19 protein-coding genes are annotated in these 19,375 nt (G+C 29.3%); 18 read left to right on the top strand and 1 reads right to left on the bottom strand.

Features of this window, described 5'->3' with window-relative positions:
- Positions 1-11: 11 nt before the first annotated feature.
- The 11 genes from C820_RS04320 to C820_RS04370 all read left to right on the top strand — a co-directional run bounded on the left by C820_RS04320 (position 12) and on the right by C820_RS04370 (position 9,815).
- Complete coding sequence (locus C820_RS04320; RefSeq protein WP_083863959.1) at positions 12-1,793, top strand: ATP-binding protein; 1,782 nt, start codon at positions 12-14, stop codon at positions 1,791-1,793.
- A gap of 139 nt (positions 1,794-1,932) precedes the next feature.
- Positions 1,933-2,406, top strand: coding sequence for a hypothetical protein (locus tag C820_RS04325; RefSeq protein ID WP_004037973.1), 474 nt, complete (start codon positions 1,933-1,935; stop codon positions 2,404-2,406).
- 37 nt (positions 2,407-2,443) lie between these two features.
- Positions 2,444-3,817, top strand: coding sequence for an RNA polymerase beta'' subunit family protein (locus C820_RS04330; protein ID WP_004037971.1), 1,374 nt, complete (start codon positions 2,444-2,446; stop codon positions 3,815-3,817).
- Positions 3,818-3,837: 20 nt separating this feature from the next.
- Positions 3,838-4,719, top strand: a complete 882-nt coding sequence (locus C820_RS04335) for a two-component system regulatory protein YycI (protein ID WP_004037970.1) — start codon at positions 3,838-3,840, stop codon at positions 4,717-4,719.
- 369 nt (positions 4,720-5,088) lie between these two features.
- On the top strand, positions 5,089-6,345 hold the full coding sequence (gene murA, locus C820_RS04340; RefSeq protein WP_004037968.1) for a UDP-N-acetylglucosamine 1-carboxyvinyltransferase: 1,257 nt from the start codon (positions 5,089-5,091) through the stop codon (positions 6,343-6,345).
- Positions 6,346-6,391: 46 nt separating this feature from the next.
- A complete protein-coding gene (locus C820_RS04345) occupies positions 6,392-7,186 on the top strand; it encodes an MBL fold metallo-hydrolase (RefSeq protein WP_004037953.1) in 795 nt (264 codons plus the stop codon).
- A 9-nt stretch (positions 7,187-7,195) separates the two neighbouring features.
- Positions 7,196-7,675 carry a 23S rRNA (pseudouridine(1915)-N(3))-methyltransferase RlmH gene (rlmH, locus tag C820_RS04350; protein ID WP_004037952.1) on the top strand — a complete coding sequence of 160 codons (480 nt, stop codon included), beginning with the start codon at positions 7,196-7,198 and terminating at the stop codon, positions 7,673-7,675.
- Between the two features lie 23 nt (positions 7,676-7,698).
- A complete protein-coding gene (locus tag C820_RS04355; protein WP_004037950.1) occupies positions 7,699-8,067 on the top strand; it encodes a DUF4180 domain-containing protein in 369 nt (122 codons plus the stop codon).
- A 3-nt stretch (positions 8,068-8,070) separates the two neighbouring features.
- Positions 8,071-8,544 (top strand): hypothetical protein, encoded by a 474-nt coding sequence (locus C820_RS04360; protein ID WP_004037948.1) that lies wholly within the window; start codon positions 8,071-8,073, stop codon positions 8,542-8,544.
- Between the two features lie 14 nt (positions 8,545-8,558).
- A complete protein-coding gene (gene recR / locus C820_RS04365; protein ID WP_004037946.1) occupies positions 8,559-9,161 on the top strand; it encodes a recombination mediator RecR in 603 nt (200 codons plus the stop codon).
- 330 nt (positions 9,162-9,491) lie between these two features.
- The gene (locus C820_RS04370; RefSeq protein ID WP_004037944.1) at positions 9,492-9,815 is read left to right on the top strand and encodes a helix-turn-helix domain-containing protein; all 324 of its coding nucleotides are present in this window, start codon (positions 9,492-9,494) and stop codon (positions 9,813-9,815) included.
- 47 nt (positions 9,816-9,862) lie between these two features.
- Here the strand turns inward: C820_RS04370 and C820_RS04375 are convergent, their stop codons facing one another.
- Positions 9,863-11,035 (bottom strand): SAM-dependent methyltransferase, encoded by a 1,173-nt coding sequence (locus C820_RS04375; RefSeq protein ID WP_004037942.1) that lies wholly within the window; start codon positions 11,033-11,035, stop codon positions 9,863-9,865.
- A 451-nt stretch (positions 11,036-11,486) separates the two neighbouring features.
- Between C820_RS04375 and C820_RS04380 the strand changes: the two genes are divergently transcribed.
- The 7 genes from C820_RS04380 to C820_RS04410 all read left to right on the top strand — a co-directional run bounded on the left by C820_RS04380 (position 11,487) and on the right by C820_RS04410 (position 19,341).
- Complete coding sequence (locus tag C820_RS04380; RefSeq protein ID WP_004037940.1) at positions 11,487-11,936, top strand: Hsp20/alpha crystallin family protein; 450 nt, start codon at positions 11,487-11,489, stop codon at positions 11,934-11,936.
- An 85-nt stretch (positions 11,937-12,021) separates the two neighbouring features.
- Complete coding sequence (locus tag C820_RS04385; protein WP_004037937.1) at positions 12,022-12,588, top strand: HD domain-containing protein; 567 nt, start codon at positions 12,022-12,024, stop codon at positions 12,586-12,588.
- Between the two features lie 95 nt (positions 12,589-12,683).
- Positions 12,684-13,649, top strand: a complete 966-nt coding sequence (locus tag C820_RS04390) for a DUF8743 domain-containing protein (protein WP_004037935.1) — start codon at positions 12,684-12,686, stop codon at positions 13,647-13,649.
- A 173-nt stretch (positions 13,650-13,822) separates the two neighbouring features.
- On the top strand, positions 13,823-16,396 hold the full coding sequence (gene secA / locus C820_RS04395) for a preprotein translocase subunit SecA (RefSeq protein WP_004037934.1): 2,574 nt from the start codon (positions 13,823-13,825) through the stop codon (positions 16,394-16,396).
- An 82-nt stretch (positions 16,397-16,478) separates the two neighbouring features.
- Positions 16,479-17,583, top strand: a protein-coding gene (gene prfB, locus C820_RS04400) for a peptide chain release factor 2 (protein ID WP_156801461.1) whose coding sequence is annotated in 2 segments (ribosomal slippage) — positions 16,479-16,553 and positions 16,555-17,583 — 1,104 coding nt in all. Because the reading frame shifts where the segments join, the coding sequence is not laid out codon by codon here.
- A gap of 15 nt (positions 17,584-17,598) precedes the next feature.
- The gene (locus C820_RS04405) at positions 17,599-18,570 is read left to right on the top strand and encodes an RluA family pseudouridine synthase (RefSeq protein WP_004037930.1); all 972 of its coding nucleotides are present in this window, start codon (positions 17,599-17,601) and stop codon (positions 18,568-18,570) included.
- A 36-nt stretch (positions 18,571-18,606) separates the two neighbouring features.
- A complete protein-coding gene (locus tag C820_RS04410) occupies positions 18,607-19,341 on the top strand; it encodes a nucleotidyltransferase family protein (protein ID WP_004037928.1) in 735 nt (244 codons plus the stop codon).
- Positions 19,342-19,375 lie beyond the last annotated feature (34 nt).

The raw sequence follows: 19,375 nt of genomic DNA on the forward strand, positions 1-19,375 counted from the left end.
GATGATATTATATGAAAAGTTTAAAATGGAAGCTGATTGCTATGTATTTAGGCTTGGTGCTTTTGGTAATGATAGTAAGTGGCACATATATATTGCTAAGTATAAGAAATATAGAAATCAGTAAATCAAGGCAGGAATTGGAAACATATGCCAAAAAGATAAATGACCAAGTAATTACAGGAGGAGAAGAAGAATATTTCCAAACAGAGCTTTTAAGAACAGTATCTAATTCTATAGGTATACAAGGAAATATATTGAATGCGAAAGGAAAGACAATTGCTTCTACTACAGATTTACAACCGCCTTATGAAGATTATAAAAGTTCTGTTATTATAGCAGCAATGTCAGGAGTTTCTTCTTTTTCTACTGGTAAAAAAAATATGGACTCTTTTTGGTTGGCAAAAGAATGGATAAGTTATGCAACACCTATAAAAGATGCAGAGGGAAATATTGATTATATTATATTTACAAGATTAGACGCAACAGATATGAAAAATAGTTTGCGACAGACTACAAAGACAATTATTATTGCAGTAATGTTAGCATTATTACTAGCAGCAATTATGGGTTTTGTATTTTCGCAGACATTGACACGACCTATATTGGAATTAACACGAGGGGCAAAAAATCTTGCTGAGGGAAGTTTAAATCAAAAAATAAAAGTACGAAGTGATGACGAAATAGGACAACTTACAGCAAGTTTTAATAATATGGCAACAAAACTAGAAAAAAATATTGCAGATATGTCAAAAGAGAAAAATAAATTGGAGATTATACTACATAATATGACAGATGGAGTACTTTCTTTTGATAAAGATGGAGAACTTATTCACGTTAATAGTGCTAGTATGGATATGTTAGAGGTAGATGAGTTACATTTAACATTTTCTCAATTTATAAAAAAATTTGATATTAATTCAGGTGTTTATTTAGATATGGGTCCAGAAGTTTCTCAGAAAGTTAATTTTCCTGTAGGACATCGCTTTATTAATGCAAGTTTTTCTCCTTATTCTAGTGAAACGGAAAAAATAGCAGGTGTAGTAGTGGTATTGCAGGATATTACAGAGCAAAAGAAATTAGATGATATGAGAAAAGAATTTGTTGCAAATGTATCACATGAATTAAGGACACCTTTGACTACTGTAAAAAGTTATACAGAAACACTTTTAGAGGGTGCATTAGAAGATACAGAGATTGCAAAAGAATTTTTAGAAATAGTAAATAGTGAAGCAGATAGAATGGCATTTTTAGTAAGGGATTTGTTGCAGCTTTCCCGTTTTGATAGTAAACAGGTACAGTTAGATGTAACAGAAATTCCATTGAATGCCTTTTTAGAGGAAACAGTAAGACAAAATAAAATTCATGCAGAAGCTAAAGAGCAAAATTTATATTATGTACCTGCAAAAAAAGATGTAATATTATATGGTGATAGAGATAGAATTAGTCAAGTAATCAATAATATTGTAACAAATGCTATAAAATATAGTTTACCAAAAGCAGAAATACGTATTTTTACAGGAGAAGATGCGTATTATTATAAAATTATGGTAAGAGATACAGGTATGGGAATACAAAGAGAAGACTTACCAAGAATATTTGAACGTTTTTATAGAGTAGATAAAGCACGAAGTAGAGCAATGGGAGGTACTGGTTTAGGACTAGCTATAGCAAAAGAAATTATGGAAAGTCATAGAGGACGATTGACAGCAGAAAGTGAATATGGAAAAGGTACTACAATGACAATGTGGTTTCCTAAGGCACAGCAAGAGCCTTGGGAGGGAGAAATATTATAAAAAGAAGTGCTGTAATGCTGCCAAATTAATGTAATTCAAACGTAAGGGCGTTGTAACATAATTGTAACATAATTGGGTTATAATAGGTGCGTGTAGAGTACATGGTACAAAAAATTTTAGTTAAGGAGGCCAATTAGAAATGAAAAAATTTTCTATCGCGTTTATTGTTGTAATGCTTTTCTGCTTTGCACCAGTGCTTGTTTACGCAGGGCCTCTTGATGCTGAAACGGCGGAGCAGGAACTTGGCCTTTCCGTAACAAGTGGCATTGATATGTCTAAAGAAACACAATCTACCTTTGATGATACAAAAATCATTGCGGGTGTGGCAAATCAAGGAACTGCCATAGAAATCAACGTTAGTACAAAAGACGCCAATGGAGAACTAATGGAAAGTGCAAACTTTGAAATTGAAGTTGGTGCTTCTGGTATATTTAGCCAGACTGTGGAATTAAGTCTTGGAGAAAATGTTGTATCTATTACAGCATCGAAAGAAGGTTGTGAAACAGTAAGTGGAGAAACCATTGTGAAAAGGCGTAATATTACTATTAAAAATGAATTGGAGAATACAGTTTCGATTCCCGGCAGCACAAGAAACCTATCGCTAACAATGTAAATGGGCAAAAATGAAATATAGAAGCGGTGAAAAATCAATGAATATCAACAAAATGAAAAATTTTGTCATTATTATTTTGGTTATAGCTGCTGTTTATCAAACGGGATTGTTATGGCTTGAGGATACTGCAAGCCATAACTTTTTTTATACTGTTTTTGGCTTAGGAGGTCAAAAGGAGTTTACGGCAGAAGAAAATATATTACTTTTGCCTAGTAAATTTGTGATAGGCAGTGGAAATAAAAAATATACAGTGGCATATGCGAATGATATAGAAAAAGAAGCAGTACTGTCAGAAGGAAACGACTTGCTTCAAGAAGTTTTAATGCAAGCAGAAACAGGTACAATACTACAAAAAATACCATGGGACGATATATTGGACAAAAAATGTTTATTACTGAAATATCATTTTTTTATTCCAGTATCGGAATATTTTGAAAACTATAATAAAAAATTTTTGACACCTACAATAGAAAGTTTTGATTGTGTTGTATTCGTACCAAATAAAACAAGTAATGGAATAACAAATGTTTATTTTATTAATACAAATTTAGAAGAATGTTGGAATGTGTCAATAAATAAATCTCATATTAGTACAAAATTGTATACTATGTTGGAAGCAAAACAAAATGATTTAACATATGTTTCTACAAAACAAAGTGGTTTTAATTTGTTTCAAGATAGTGTTTTTGTGCCACAGTGGAAAGAAAATAGCCTCCCTTATAGAAGTATTATGGAAGTCAATCCTTTTATGAAAGATGGTAGTATTAATAGATATTTTTTGGAAAATTCAGTAGATAGTTTTTTTAAAAACTTAGAAGCAGATTGGAATAGAGTAGATGAAACAGGTACATTTGTGTTTAGTGATGAAACTGTTGTAGTAAGATATTATCCTAAGGGAATATTAGAATATTATAGTTATGGAACGTATGACACAGAAATAAAAACAGATATTGTTACAGGATATCAAATTTGTAAAAACTTTATGAATAATGACACTTCATTAGAAACAGAAACTTATTTATCTGGTATTGAGATAAATGGGAATGAAATAGTATATTATTTTGATTATACTGTAGATAACTATCCTATATTATTCTCTGAAGCAGTACAAAAGGAATTTGATATGCCTCATGCTATAGAATTTTGCATAAGGGGAAATTCCGTAAGAAAGTATAAAAGATATGCTCATAATTTTAAAGTAGTAGATATAAAAGATAAAGAAATATCAGTAGAGTTTTTAGGAGCATTAGACCAAGCGATTGAACAATATCAAATCAATCATGAAGAATTAGAAGTAAAAGAAGTAGAAGATATGTATTTAGCTTATTTTGTAGAACCAAATTTTACAGTAACAATGAAATGGATAACAGAATTGTATCATGAATTGTATATAGGAAAGACAGTAAAATAAAAAAGAAGGGAGGAAGAACTTTGGAATGGAAAGCTGTAAAAAATTTTCTTTTAGTACTACTTTTTATAATGAATGTAGTATTGGGATATTTTAATTATCAGCAATATCAGCAAAATGTATTAACTTCTAGTCAAGAAAGAGCCATTTATGAAGTTCTTTCTCAAAACCGCATTATATTGTATACAGACATTTTGACAAAATTTCCTCCTATGAGAAAATTGTCATTAAATGCACCTATGTATAGTAGAGATGATATGAAACAGCAATTTTTTGGACAAGAAGAGGCAACGATTACAGTAGAGTTTAATAAAACAATTATAACGAGTGAAAGCAAAGTGCTTACTATGGAAGGGAACAAAGGAGAATTAGTATTCAAAAATGGTACAAGAGAAAGTAAAAAGATTACATTAAATGAAGCAAGAAAGGAAGCAAAAGAATTTGTAGAAGCCTTAGGAAAAAAAAATGGAAATCATTTTGAAATAGGGAATGTTCAGGAAATAGAAAAAGGCTATAAAGTCACTTTTTTTCAAAAATATAAAGGGATATATGTTTTTGTAAATTGCTTTGAGGTATATGTGGAAGAGAAAGGAATTTCTCGTGTAAAATTAAATTATTTTAATACAGAAGGTTTTACAGGAGATAAAAAAGATATTTGTTTTTCTGATGAGGCATTACTTACTTTTTTGATTGAAATAGAAAAAGAAAGACAGGAAACAAATACTTATGAAACTGTTACTATACAAAAAATGGAATTAGGATATGATTTTCAAGAAATGGAAGATTTAAAAATAGAAAATGCAGCAAAATTAGTACCTTGCTATAGAATTTATGTTTTAGGAAAACAACAACCATATGTTATAAATGCGTATACAAATGAAATAATAAGAGAAATAAAGGAATAATAAAAAAATATAAGAACACTAATTAAAGAGAAAATATAATAATCTGGACAGTACTTTTATAAAGTAGCTGTCCTATTTTTATAAAAAAAGTAAAAATTGTATTTTTATAGATACTGAAATATAAAAAATGTTTGAGATTTTAGTATTTAGTGGTATAATTGCTATAATAAAAATAAGAAATTTTTTAGTAAAGATATGAATAATATAGTATTTGTGTTATAATACATTGCTGAGATGATATTTCGATTACTTTATGAATTGACTTAATAAATAACATAGATATAAAAATAAAAAAATACTACAACATATTGTTTGTGATACTTTTGATATAAAAAAACAAGAGTTTCTTTGGGAGGAATTGAAGTTTTTATGAATAAATTAATTGTAATGGGGCAAAAGCAGTTAAAAGGAGAAGTTTGCATTAGTGGTGCAAAAAATGCAGCAGTTGCGATTATTCCAGCAGCGATAATGGCAGATGATGTGAGTGTTATTGAAAATCTGCCTTGTATAGAAGATGTAAGCAGTTTATGCAATACAATAAATAAAATAGGAGCAAAAAGTTCTTTTTTAAATAAACATACATTACAAATTGATGGAAGAAATATCAATAATATTTGTGCTACTTATGAAGAAGTACAAAAAATTCGTGCATCTTATTATCTTTTAGGGGCACTTTTGGCACGATTTAAAAAAGCAGAAGTTGCTATGCCTGGAGGGTGTAATTTTGGTACAAGACCTATTGATTTGCATTTAAAAGGATTTAGAGCATTAGGAGCAGAGGTTATTGTAGAAAATGGCATTGTAAAAGCTTATGCTGATAGATTAGTTGGAACTTCTATTTATATGGACCAAGTAAGTGTAGGTGCAACAATTAATATTATGCTTGCTGCTACTATGGCAGAAGGAAAAACAGTTATTGAAAATGCAGCAAAAGAACCTCATATTGTAGATACAGCAAACTTTTTAAATTTTATGGGAGCAAATATTAAAGGTGCTGGTACAGACGTAATACGTATTACAGGTGTTAAAAAATTACATGGAGCACAGTATACCATTATACCAGACCAAATTGAAGCAGGAACTTATATGATTGCATCAGCAATTACTGGAGGAGATGTACTTGTAAGAAATATTATTCCAAAACATATGGACTCTCTTTCTGCAAAACTGGTAGAAATGAATGTAAGAGTAGAAGAATTTGATGATGCTATTCGTGTAATATCAGATAAACCTTTGAGAAATGTGAATGTAAAAACAATGAGTTATCCAGGATTTCCTACAGATTTACAACCACAAATGGCAGCATTGTTAAGTGTTTGTCAAGGAACAAATATTATTACAGAAAATGTTTGGGAAAATCGTTTTCAATATATAGATGAATTGCGTCGTATGGGAGCAAATATTACAGTAGATGGTAGAATTGCAGTAATAGAGGGAGTACCTTATTTGACAGGTTCTCAAGTTTCTGCTACAGATTTGAGAGCAGGTGCAGCAATGATATTAGCAGGACTTGCAGCAAAAGGAGAAACACAGATTGATAATACAAAATATATTGATAGAGGTTATGAAGATATAGAATATAAGCTTTCTGCATTAGGAGCTGAAATTAAAAGAGTACAAGTATAAAAATCAGATGTACTATAACATTACATCACATTAGGAGGATAAACTTATGGCTGTAAAATTTTGTTCTATTGCCAGTGGAAGTAGTGGAAATAGTGCGTTTGTAGGTACACAACACACAAAAATATTAATAGATGTAGGAGTAAGTGGAAAACATATTATACAAGCATTGTCTTCTTTAGAAGTAGCAGGAAATGCTATAAATGCTATTTTTGTTACTCATGAGCATATAGACCATATTAAGGGAGTAGGCGTTATTTCTAGAAAATTTGATATACCAATTTATGCTACTTGTGGAACGTGGGAAGCTATGGAAAATCAGATTGGAAAAATTGCAGAAAAAAATAAGCGTTTTGTATATGCACAAGAAAAATGTGTTGTTAATGATATGTGTATATATCCTTTTATTATTCCTCATGATGCAAAAGAAGCAGTAGGATATAGTATAGAAACAGAAAACCATAAAATAACAATTGCTACAGATTTAGGTCATATAACAGATGATATAAAAGAAAAATTATTTGATAGTGAATTACTTCTTTTAGAAGCAAATCATGATGAAGAAATGGTAAAAAATAGTTGTTATCCTTATTATTTAAAACAAAGGATATTAGGAAAAAAAGGGCATATTTCTAATAATACTGCAGGACATTTGTTATGTGACATAATGTCTGAAAAGTTAAGATATGTTTTATTGGGTCATATGAGCGAACAGAATAATTATCCACGTCTGGCATATCAAACAGTAAAAAATATATTAGAAAAAAATAACATTAAAATAGGAAAACATTTTCAATTAGATATGGCATTAAGGTACCAAAGTAGTAAAGTGGTAGAATTATAGGGAATAATTATGAAAATTACAATAATCTGTATAGGAAAATTAAAAGAAAGATATTGGAAAGAAGCTGTAGAAGAATATAGCAAACGTCTGACAAAATATTGTAAATTAAATATTATAGAATTGCCAGATGAAAAAGCACCAGAAACAATGAGCAAAGCAGAGCAACAGCAAGTTTGTCAGAAAGAAGGACAAAGAATATTAAAAGCAATAAAAGGAGATGGTGTTGTGGTTGCACTTGCGATAGAAGGAAAAATGTTTTCTTCTGAACAATTAGCAGCACAAATACAAAAGGATACTGTAGAGGGTATAAATCATATAGTATTTATTATTGGAGGTTCTTTAGGGCTATCACAGGAAGTTATGAAAAAAGCAGATAGAGCACTTAGTTTTTCTGCTATGACATTTCCACATCAAATGATGAGAGTAATATTATTAGAACAAATTTATAGGGCAATGCGTATTATTAAAAAAGAACCCTATCATAAATAAAAATTTTTTAAAAGGTGATAAATATGGAAAAAATAGTAAAAAATAACATTGAAATTGTGATAATAGAAGAAAACGAAATAAATATAAAACAAGCAACGTCTGCTATAGATGCTATAATGGATATAAAATATCAAACAAATTGTAGTAATATAGTAATAGATAAAAAGTGTATTTCGGAAGACTTTTTTCAATTAAGTACAGGACTTGCAGGAGAAGTATTTCAGAAATTAATAAATTATCATATAAAATTAGCAATAGTTGGAGACTTTTCAATGTATACAAGTAAAGCATTAAAAGACTTTATATATGAAAGTAATAAAGGAAAAGCTTTCTTTTTTGTTGAAACACAACAACAAGCAATTGAAAAATTGTGTGATATGTTAGGAAAATAAATTATGTGTTATAGTGAAAGACGATATATTCATAAACTTTTTAAACTAAAAGACTATATACAACTTTATCATATACAAACAGAAACAATGCAAAAAATGCTTCTTATTGATAATCAAGAAGATTTTGAAGACTTTTTAAAATATTATTATGATATAGAGGAAGAGGTATTTTGGCTATATTACTCTGTTGTACAAGGAGAAAGTCTTTTAATTGAAGGGTATGATGAAGATGTTAGTGAAAAAGTAACACTGTTTTTGAAACAAAAATTACCAAGAAATTTGTTTTGCAATGTTTTACCATATATTCAAAATTTATATGTGGATTTAGGAACAAAAAATACCATAGAAAAACAAATTGCCATTTGCAATCAATATTTACAAAATACAGAATATTCTTTACAATTATGTTATGATGAAACATATTGTGCAGGAGTTTATTTTTTAAATGTGAGTGTTTTACATAATGGATATCAATAAAAAGGAGCTATAAAATGAATTATTATGGAAATCCTATTACAAAGCTAATTGAAGAATTTTCTGGACTGCCAGGAATAGGAAGGAAATCTGCTCAAAGATTAGCATTTTATATTATTAATATGCCAAAAGAAAAAAGTTTAGCATTAGCATCTGCTATTGTAGAGGCAAGAGAAAATGTAAAATATTGTTCTGTTTGTTGTAATTTAACAGATAATGACCCTTGTCCTGTTTGTAGTAATTTAAAAAGAGATCATAAAACAATTATGATAGTAGAAGACCCTAGAGATATGGCGGCATATGAAAAGACAAAACAATATTATGGGGTATATCATATTTTACATGGAGCAATATCTCCTATGTTAGGAGTAGGACCTAAAGAAATTAAAATAAAAGAATTATTAGATAGACTGCAAAAAGAGGACAATGTGGAGGAAGTGATACTTGCAACGAACCCTAATGTAGAGGGAGAAGCAACAGCAATGTATATTAGTAGACTTTTGAAGCCACTTCAAATAAAAGTAACTAGAATTGCAAATGGAGTACCTGTAGGTAGTGACTTGGAATATGTAGATGAAATTACATTATCAAGAGCATTAGAAGGCAGAAGAGAAATGTAAAAGAAAAGTATATAAAGCAAATAAAGGATTGAATAGTATAAATTTCAATCCTTTTTTATATTAAAATAATATTGATTTAAGTAAAGGAATAAATAGAAATTGCCAAAGAAATACAAATATTGCTGTAAAAAAGTACCAGTTTGATTGCTTCATGTATACATCACCAGCCTTTTCAAAAAAATGTAGAATTTTGTCGTAAAACCATTATAACGAAATATTACAAAAAATACAACTTATTAGGTTGTTATTTATATAACCTATTACATTGTTATTTTACTTTTTGGCTTGGGCTATACTTTACTGAAAAGGTAAAAAGGGCGGTGAAAATCCATGAATTATAAAAAAGAGATGGGTGTGCGATTAAAAGAAAGAAGAAAAGAAATGCGTATGACACAGGAACAACTTTCTGACCAGTTAAATATTTCTATAAAACATTATAGTGAAGTAGAAAGGGGGATTACAGGACTTTCAGTAGAAAATATTATTAAAATCAGTAATATACTTCATATAAGTATAGATTATCTTTTAAAAGGAGAAGGAAAAAAAGAAGAATTTCCATATGATATGATATTGTTTTATCAAAATTGCTCTACAGAACAGAAAAAGGGAGTAATGCAAATATTCCATGGTATAGAAAAACTAGCAAGAAAATAAAAAAGAGTGTTTCAAAAGGAAAATAACTTTTGAAACACTTTTTTGTATCAATACCATCTTGTGATAGGTAAATTATTGTTAATACCTTTTGTAAATAATATTTGATGCAAGTCTATTACACCATTATGAAAGGCAGCAGCACAACCACAAAGATATAAATCCCACATTCTAATAAATTCTTCATCAAACATAGTACGAATAGTAGGTAAATTCTGTCTGAAATTTTCGTCCCAACAAAGCAATGTTTTACTGTAATGAAGTCGTAAATTTTCAATGTCTAGTACATCAAAATTAAATTCAGCAGATTGATTTATAATTTCTCTTAAAGAAGGTATCACACCTCCAGGAAAAATATATTTTTTAATCCAAGGGTCTCCAGAATGTTCTTTTTTAGCACTAATATAGTGTAATAAAAATAGACCATGTGTATTTAATATATCATTTACACTAGAAAGAAATTTTTGATATTGTTCTCGCCCTACATGTTCTAACATACCTACACTAACAACTCTATCAAATTTTTTATTTAAATGTTTTAAATCTCTGTAATCTAATAATTCTACTGTAATATCATTTTGTAATCCTTCTTGTGCAATACGCTGTTGACATTTTTTGTATTGTTCTGTGCTGAGTGTGATACCAGTACCTTTGATATGATATTTTTTGGCTGCTTCTATTAAAAGAAATCCCCAACCGCAGCCAATATCAAGTAATGTCATGTTTTCTTTTAAATAAAGTTTTTGAAGTATATAATCCACTTTATTTACCTGTGCTTGATAAAGAGAGTCTGTTTCGTTTTTAAAATATCCACAAGAATAGCTCATTGTTTTGTCTAACCAAAGCTGATAGAAGTCGTTTCCTATGTCATAATGAGAAGAAACTTCTTTTTTTTGAGTTCTTTTAGAGTTGGAAGGAAATATTAGTTTTTTTAAAGCAGATTGGTCTGTAGAAAATTTATCCATTTGACATAAAAAATGATCTAAAGCATTGTATAAATCTCCTTCAATTTCTAAATCACCACGCATATATGCTTCCCCTAGAGCAAGAGAAGTACTTTTTGTCAATTCTTTTATGTTAATTTCTTTTTTGAAATGTACAATAAAAATAGGTTTTCCTTCACCCACTTGATATATGTTGTTTTGATATTTGATAATAAAAGGGTTTTGATTAAATTTTTGTAAAAATTTTATCATAATATTTTCCTCTAAATGTGTTTGCATTATAAGACCTTCTTTCTAAAATAGTATTATGGAAAAGTATAGACAATATTTTAAAAACCAAACCCTAGTAAAATATACCTCTTTTTAAATAAAGAATTTGCAGTAATATCATATAAAACTGGTAGGAATATATGACATATTTTGTTAAAAATATTCATATTTATTTTTATGTTATGTAGTATAACTATTACAATATTAAAAAATTTTTATATCACAAATAAAAGGAAAAAAGCATATAATATATAGAAATAAGTTTTAAAATGTACAATACAGTTAAAAAAGTTCACAAAAAATTTACAATTCTTTTAGCACTCACCTATTGACAGTGCTAACAAAACGGTATATACTATTTTCAGAACAAAAGAAATGAACAAAAAAGTCCATTTTAAGTAGTCCATCAATATAATTAAAATTAAAATTAAAATAATTTATTTCATTGGAGGAATGACTTATGATGTTACCTAGTATTTTTGGAGGAAATTTATTTGATGAGTTTATAAATTCACCATGGGAGAAAGAATTTTTTGGAGGAAAAAGTCCTTTTTTTGGTTCGTATGAAAAGAGCATAATGAAAACTGACATAAAAGAAAAAAATAATAATTATGAAATAGATATTGATTTACCAGGATTTCAAAAAGAAGAAATTAGTGCAAATTTGGAAAATGGTTATTTGACAATTAGTGCAACGAAAGGAGAGCAAAAAGAAGAAAAAAATGAAAATGGAGTATATATTCGTAGAGAACGTTATACAGGACAATGTACGAGAAGTTTTTATGTAGGAGATGCAGTAGAGCAGCAAGATATTAAAGCAAAATTTGAAAATGGTATATTACGTTTGACAATACCAAAAAAAGAACAAAGAAAAGTAGAACCAAAAAAATATATTGCTATTGAAGGATAACAAAATTAGGGAATACGATACTATCGTATTCCTTTTTGTGTTATAATAGTTCTGTGTGATAATATAAAAGAAGAAAGGAAATAATATGACAGATAGAGAATTAATTGATTTTTTGACTATAGCAGAAAAAATGAAATGTAATACTAGACATTCTTGGACGTCTACTAACAGAAAAGAAAGTGTTGCAGAACATAGCTGGAGATTGTCACTAATGGCACTTTTATTGGAGAGAGAAATAGAGAACGTTGATTTTCAGAAAATTATAAAAATGTGTATTATACATGACTTAGGAGAAGCAGTAACAGGAGATATTCCTTCTTTTTTGAAAACAGAGCAACATTCAAAACAAGAAGAAAAAGCCATTATAAAATTGATGGAAAAATTGCCAGAACCTCAAAGACAAGATATCATGACACTTTTTGAAGAGATGGAACAAAGACAAACAATGGAAGCAAAAATTTATAAAGCATTGGATAGATTAGAGGCAGTACTACAACATAATGAAGCACCTATTTCTTCATGGCTACCTTTAGAGTATGAATTACAGCAGCAGTATGGTTGGGAAGAAGCACAAGTTCATGAAAGATTAAGTAAATTGCGTTATACAGCAAAGCAAGATACTATTGAAAAAATAAAACGAGAAAAACATTAAATATAATAAAAATTTCGAATGATATTGTATTTATAATATAATTATAGTATTTATTGTTATTTTTAAGTATACTCTAAATAAAGGAGAAATAGTTAATGTATAAAATTATTACAAGTCAGGAAATTTTAAAACCATATAAATATAATATAGAGAAAGAATTTGAACAAGAAATTATAAAAAATAAAGAAGCTATATTTGGAAAAAATTTTATTTATTTTGATATAAAAAAGAAAATAGGAAATACCATTCCAGACGGATATGGTTTAGATTTAACATTTCATACAGAACCGAAATTATATTTTATTGAAGTAGAAATGGAAAGTCATGATTTATATGGGCATATTGCAGAACAATTGCTCAAATTTTCTATGACATTTGATGACAATAAATATAGATTAAAAAATATACTTATGGAAGAAATTATAAAAGACAGTCATAAGCAAAAACTTCTAAGAGAATATATTCAAAATGAAAAAACAAAATTTAATGATGAAACAGAACTTTTGTATCATGTAATTTATGAAATGCCAATATCAATTATTATTATTATTGATGAATATACAAAACAGCTAGAGAAGGTACAATCTAAATTAAGTGATGAAATTACTGTTTTGGAATTTAAATCTTATAAAGGGGATAAAGAAGTTGTTCATAGATTTACACCATTTTATGATGAACAAGAAATCGATATTGATAGTGAAGAAATAAAAGATGTAGATGAGTTAGATACTATTATTGTTCCTGCTATGGAAGAGGGATTTAATGAAGTTTTTATAGGAGAAAGTTGCTGGTATGCTGTTAGAATATCAGCACCAATGAGAAATAGAATAAAATATATAGCTGTATATCAAGTTGCACCTATTTCTGCCATTACATATTATGCTTGTGTGGATAGAATAGAAAAATATAAAGATACTGGAAAGTATATTTTATATTTTAAAGGTAAACCCAATAAAATTGAAAAAATTCCACTAGGAGGAAATAGAATGGCAGTACGTTCTTGTAGATATACAAATTTACAAAAAATGTTAAATACAGATACTGTATCTAATCTATGGTAATAGAGGGTATACTTTATAAGTGATATTAGATATACTGATATAATAAATTAATAAAATTTGAAACTATATTTCTAATCAAAAATATTTTTGCTTTTGAAATAGGTGTTGCATAGAGAGGGGCTTTTTGATAAACTATAAAAATGTAAAACTAAAAAATAATGAGGTGAACCGTAATGGGTCTTTTAGAAAAAATATTTGGTAATTATAGTGAAAAAGAAATTAAGCGTATTACGCCTATTGTAGATAAAATTGAAGCTTTATCACCAGAATTTGAAAAATTATCTGAAGAAGAATTAAAACATAAAACAACAGAATTTAAACAACGTCTTTCAAAAGGAGAAACTCTTGACCAAATTTTGCCAGAGGCGTATGCAGCAGTAAGAGAAGCAGCAAGCAGGGCATTGGGTATGCGTCATTTTAGAGTGCAGCTTTTAGGTGGTATTGTAATGCACCAAGGACGTATTGCAGAAATGAGAACAGGAGAAGGTAAAACGTTGGTTGCAACATTGTCTTCTTATTTGAATGCTTTGGAAGGAAAAGGTGTACATGTAGTAACAGTAAATGACTATTTAGCAAAACGTGACTCTGAATGGGTAACACCTTTGTTTGAGAAATTGGATATGACAGTAGGTGTTATATTAAATAATATGGAAAATGATGAGCGTAGAGAAGCCTATGCTTGTGATATTACCTATGCAACCAATAATGAATTGGGATTTGACTACTTACGTGATAATATGGTGGTAAGAGAGGAAAGTATGGTACAAAGGGAATTGAACTTTGCTATCATTGACGAAGTGGACTCTGTTTTAATTGACGAAGCAAGAACACCTTTGATTATATCTGGCTCTGGAGCAAAGTCTACAGAACTGTATAAAATAGCAGATACTTTTGTAAAGACATTGAAAAAAGGTAAAATATTAAATGAAGAAGAAGCATTAAATCCTTTGACAAAAGAAGAAATACAAGAAGAAGGAGATTATATATTAGATGAAAAAGCAAAAAGTGTTACATTAACACAAGAAGGTGTTAAAAAGGCAGAAAAATTTTTTCATGTAGATAATCTTTCCGATGCAGAAAACTTGGAAATACAACATCATATTAATAATGCCTTAAAAGCAAACTACAATATGCACCTTGACCAAAATTATGTAGTACAAAATGATGAGGTTATGATTGTAGATGAATTTACAGGGCGTATTATGCCAGGAAGAAGATATTCTGATGGTTTACATCAAGCGATTGAAGCAAAAGAAAATGTAAAAGTGAAAAAAGAAAGTAAAACATTGGCAACTGTTACATTCCAAAACTTCTTTAATAAATATAAAAAGAAATGTGGTATGACTGGTACAGCAAAAACAGAAGAAACAGAATTTAGAAATATTTATGGTATGGACGTTGTAGAAATTCCTACAAATCGCCCTGTTATTAGAAAAGACCATCATGATGTTGTTTATCGTACAGAAGCAGCAAAATTTAGAGCAGTTGTAAAAGATATTATAGCTTGTCATGAAAAACATCAGCCTGTATTAGTTGGTACTATTACAATAGATAAGTCAGAACAATTAAGCAGAATGTTGAAAAAAGAGGGTATTAAACATCAAGTATTAAATGCAAAATACCATGAACAAGAGGCAGAAATTGTTTCTCACGCAGGAGAATTAGATGCTGTTACCATTGCGACAAATATGGCAGGACGTGGTACAGACATTAAATTAGAAGAAGGCGTTGCGGAAATAGGCGGATTAAAAATTATTGGTACAGAAAGACATGAGTCTAGACGTATTGATAACCAGCTTCGTGGACGTTCTGGACGTCAGGGCGACCCTGGAGAGTCTAAATTTTATATTTCTATGGAAGATGAGTTAATGCGTCTGTTTGGCTCTGAAAAAACAATGAAATTAGTAGATGCTATGGGATTGCAGGAAGATGAGCCTATAGAAGCAGGTATGCTAACGAGAGCTATAGAAAATGCACAGAAAAAAGTAGAAGGTAATAACTTTGCTATTCGTAAACATTTGTTAGAATATGACCAAGTAATGAATGAGCAAAGAGAAATTATATATGGTGAAAGACATAGAGTTTTAGTAGGAGAAAATTTAAGAGAAAGTATTGTATCTATGATAGGTGATGTAGTAGATAGATATGTAGATGCGTATACTGCGGAAAGTGAATTTTCAGAAGAATGGGATATGGCGGGATTGAGTGAAAGTTTAGGTTCTATTATTCCTATAGGTTCTATTAAAGTAAAAGAAGATACAAAAGAAAATTTAACAAGAGATAATTTAAAGGATACACTTAAAAAATTAGCAGAAAAAATATATGAAATGAAAGAACAAGAAATTGGCGATGCTGAAAGAATGAGAGAGCTAGAGAGGGTAATACTTTTGAGAGTAATTGACCAAAAGTGGATGGATCATATTGACGATATGGACCAAATGCGTCAAGGTATTGGTTTGCACGCTTATGCACAAAGAGACCCTCTTATTGAGTATAAATTTGCAGGCTATGATATGTTTGAAGAATTAAGCAATAATATTCAAGAAGATACATTGCGTATGTTGTATAGAGTAAAATTGGAAACAGAAACAACAAGAGTACAAATGATACAGCCTATGTTTACAAATAAAGATGACACTATACAGAAAAAACCAAAAGAAAGAAAAGAAGCAAAAATAGGTAGAAATGATACTTGTCCTTGTGGTAGTGGTAAAAAATATAAAAACTGTTGTGGTAAAGAGGAATAAATTTGTGTATCAGAGGAAAGAAATTGTCCTCAATAATATAAATAATAAAAATATTAAAATGATTTTAAGGAGATGATTTTTTATGTTTGAATTAGAACAAATTCGTTTGTCGCTGTCTGCGTATGACGAAAAATTAGAGGAAATGGGGGCTTCACTTTGACGTCGCTGGTGCGAAAGAGAAAATAACAGAATTAGAAGAAATATCTGCTGACCCCGATTTTTGGGCTGATATGGAAAAAAGTCAAAAAGTATTAAGACAGCTAAAAGGATTAAAAAATAAAATAGGCAGATATGAAGCACTTGTGACACAATATGAAGATATTTTAACATTGATAGAAATGGGTACTGAAGAAGAAGATGCAAGTATTATTAGTGAAGTACAAGAATTGGCAGATAGCTTTTTAGCAGAGTATGATAACTTAAAAATTTCTACTCTTTTAGATGGAGAATATGATAAAAATAATGCTATTGTAACATTACATTCTGGTGCTGGTGGTACAGAAGCTTGTGACTGGACAAATATGCTTTTCCGTATGTATACAAAATGGGCAGACAGAAATGATTTTCAAGTTGAAATATTAGATATGTTAGATGGTGATGAAGCAGGTTTAAAATCTGTTACAATACAAGTTAATGGTGAAAATGCCTATGGTTATTTAAAATCAGAAAAGGGAATTCATAGACTTGTTAGGGTATCTCCTTTTGATAGTTCAGGGAGAAGACATACTTCTTTTGCTTCTTGTGATGTTATGCCAGAAATTGAAAATGATACAGATATACAAATCAATACAGATGATATTCGTATAGATACGTATCGTGCAAGTGGTGCAGGTGGACAGCATGTCAATAAAACATCTTCTGCCATTCGTATTACACATAATCCAACAGGTATTGTAGTACAATGTCAAGATGAAAGAAGCCAATTTAGTAATAAAGATAGAGCAATGAAGATGTTAAAAAGTAAGCTGCTTTCTTTAAAGATTGAAGAACAGATGAAAAAATTAGCAGAAATTCGTGGCGATGTGAAAGAAATTGGCTGGGGAAGTCAAATTCGTTCTTATGTATTTATGCCTTATACTATGGTAAAAGACCATAGAACGTCAGAAGAAACAGGAAATGTACAAGCTGTTATGGATGGTAATATTGATAATTTTATTAGTGCATATTTGGCATGGATACACAGTTAACAAGGGGGCTGTTCTTTGAAAGAAATTAAAATTACAGAACAAGAACAAAGCCAAAGATTGGATAAATTTTTACTAAAATATTTGAATAAGGCATCAAAAAGCTTTATTTATAAAATGTTAAGAAAAAAACGTATCAAGTATAATGGCAAAAAGGGAGAAGGAAACGAAATACTTCAAAAAGGAGATTGTTTGCAGCTCTATCTTTCAGAAGAAACGATAAAAAGTTTTATGGAAGAAAAAGCCATTTATAAAACAGAAAGACATTTTAAAATTGTGTATGAAGATAATAACCTACTGGTAGTATCTAAACCAGCAGGAATGATTGTACACCCACAAAAAAGCAGTGACAAAAATACATTGATTGACCAGATATTGTATTATCTTTATGAGAAAGGGGAATATACTCCTAAAAAAGATAGTACATTTACACCAGCGATTTGTAATCGTTTGGATAGAAATACAAGTGGTATTGTCATTGCTGGAAAAAATTTGAAAACAGTACAAGCAGTCAATGATGCTATTGCAAAAAGAAAAATAAATAAATATTATGTGACATTAGTAAAGGGAAATATCATACAACAAGGAGAATTTGTGAGCTATTTAAAAAAAGATAGTGAAAAAAATCAAGTGATATTGTATGATAATCAAAAGGAAGGAACAAAAAAAATTATAACAAAATATAAACCCATTGCTTATGCAGAAAATATGACACTTTTACAAATTGATTTAGTAACAGGACGTTCTCATCAAATTAGAGCACAGATGCAAAAAGTGGGACATTGTATAGCAGGAGATAGAAAATATGGTGAAGAACAATGGAATATATATTTTAAAAAGAAATTTGCTTTAACAAATCAATTTTTGCACGCTTATAAAGTAGTGTGGCAGCAATGTGAAGGTGATTTAGCATATTTGAAATCAAAAGAATGGATAGCACCATTGCCTGACAAATTACAAGAGATTTACGATTTTTATTTTAAAAAATAAGCTGATTGTTAGTAATATAAAAAGAGGAGGCAATTTATGAAAGCAATTATATTGGCAGCTGGTTATGCAACCAGATTATACCCTCTGACAAAAAATAAACCAAAAGCATTGTTGACAATCAATCAAAAACCACTTATTAATTATATTGTGGAACAGATTAATACCATAGATGTAATAGATGAAATTTATGTAGTAACAAATCATAAATTTATCAATTCTTTTGCAGATTGGCAAAATGAAACAGTAAGTAGAGCTAAAATTATTGTTTTAGATGATGGTTCAACAGAAGAACAAAATCGTAAGGGTGCTATTGGGGACATTGCATTTGTAATTGAAAAAATGAACATAGATGATGAATTAATTGTTGTTGCAGGCGATAATTTCTTTACTTATTCGTTGAGGGATTATTATGATTTTTACAAACAAAAACAAAGGGATTGCGTTTGTGTAAAAATATGGCAGGATAAAAATACATTAAAAAATTTTGGTATTGCATTACTTGACGAAAAAGGTAAGGTATTAGAAATTGAAGAAAAACCTGAACAACCAAAATCAAATACAGTAGTATTTGCTACTTATTTTTATAAAAAAGACACAGTACCTCTTTTTCAAAAATATTTATCAGAGAATAATAATCCAGATGCACCAGGTAATTTTCCAGCATGGTTATATAAACAAAAAGAAGTGTATGCCTATACTTTTAAGGGAGAATGTTATGATATAGGAACACGACAAAGTTATGAAGAAGTACAACAGTTATTTCAAAAGTAATTGTTACAAAAAGTATAATACATTTTGGCTGTCG

It is taken from the genome of Clostridium sp. MD294 (genome assembly GCF_000364165.2).
Classification (GTDB): domain Bacteria; phylum Bacillota; class Clostridia; order Lachnospirales; family Anaerotignaceae; genus Coprocola.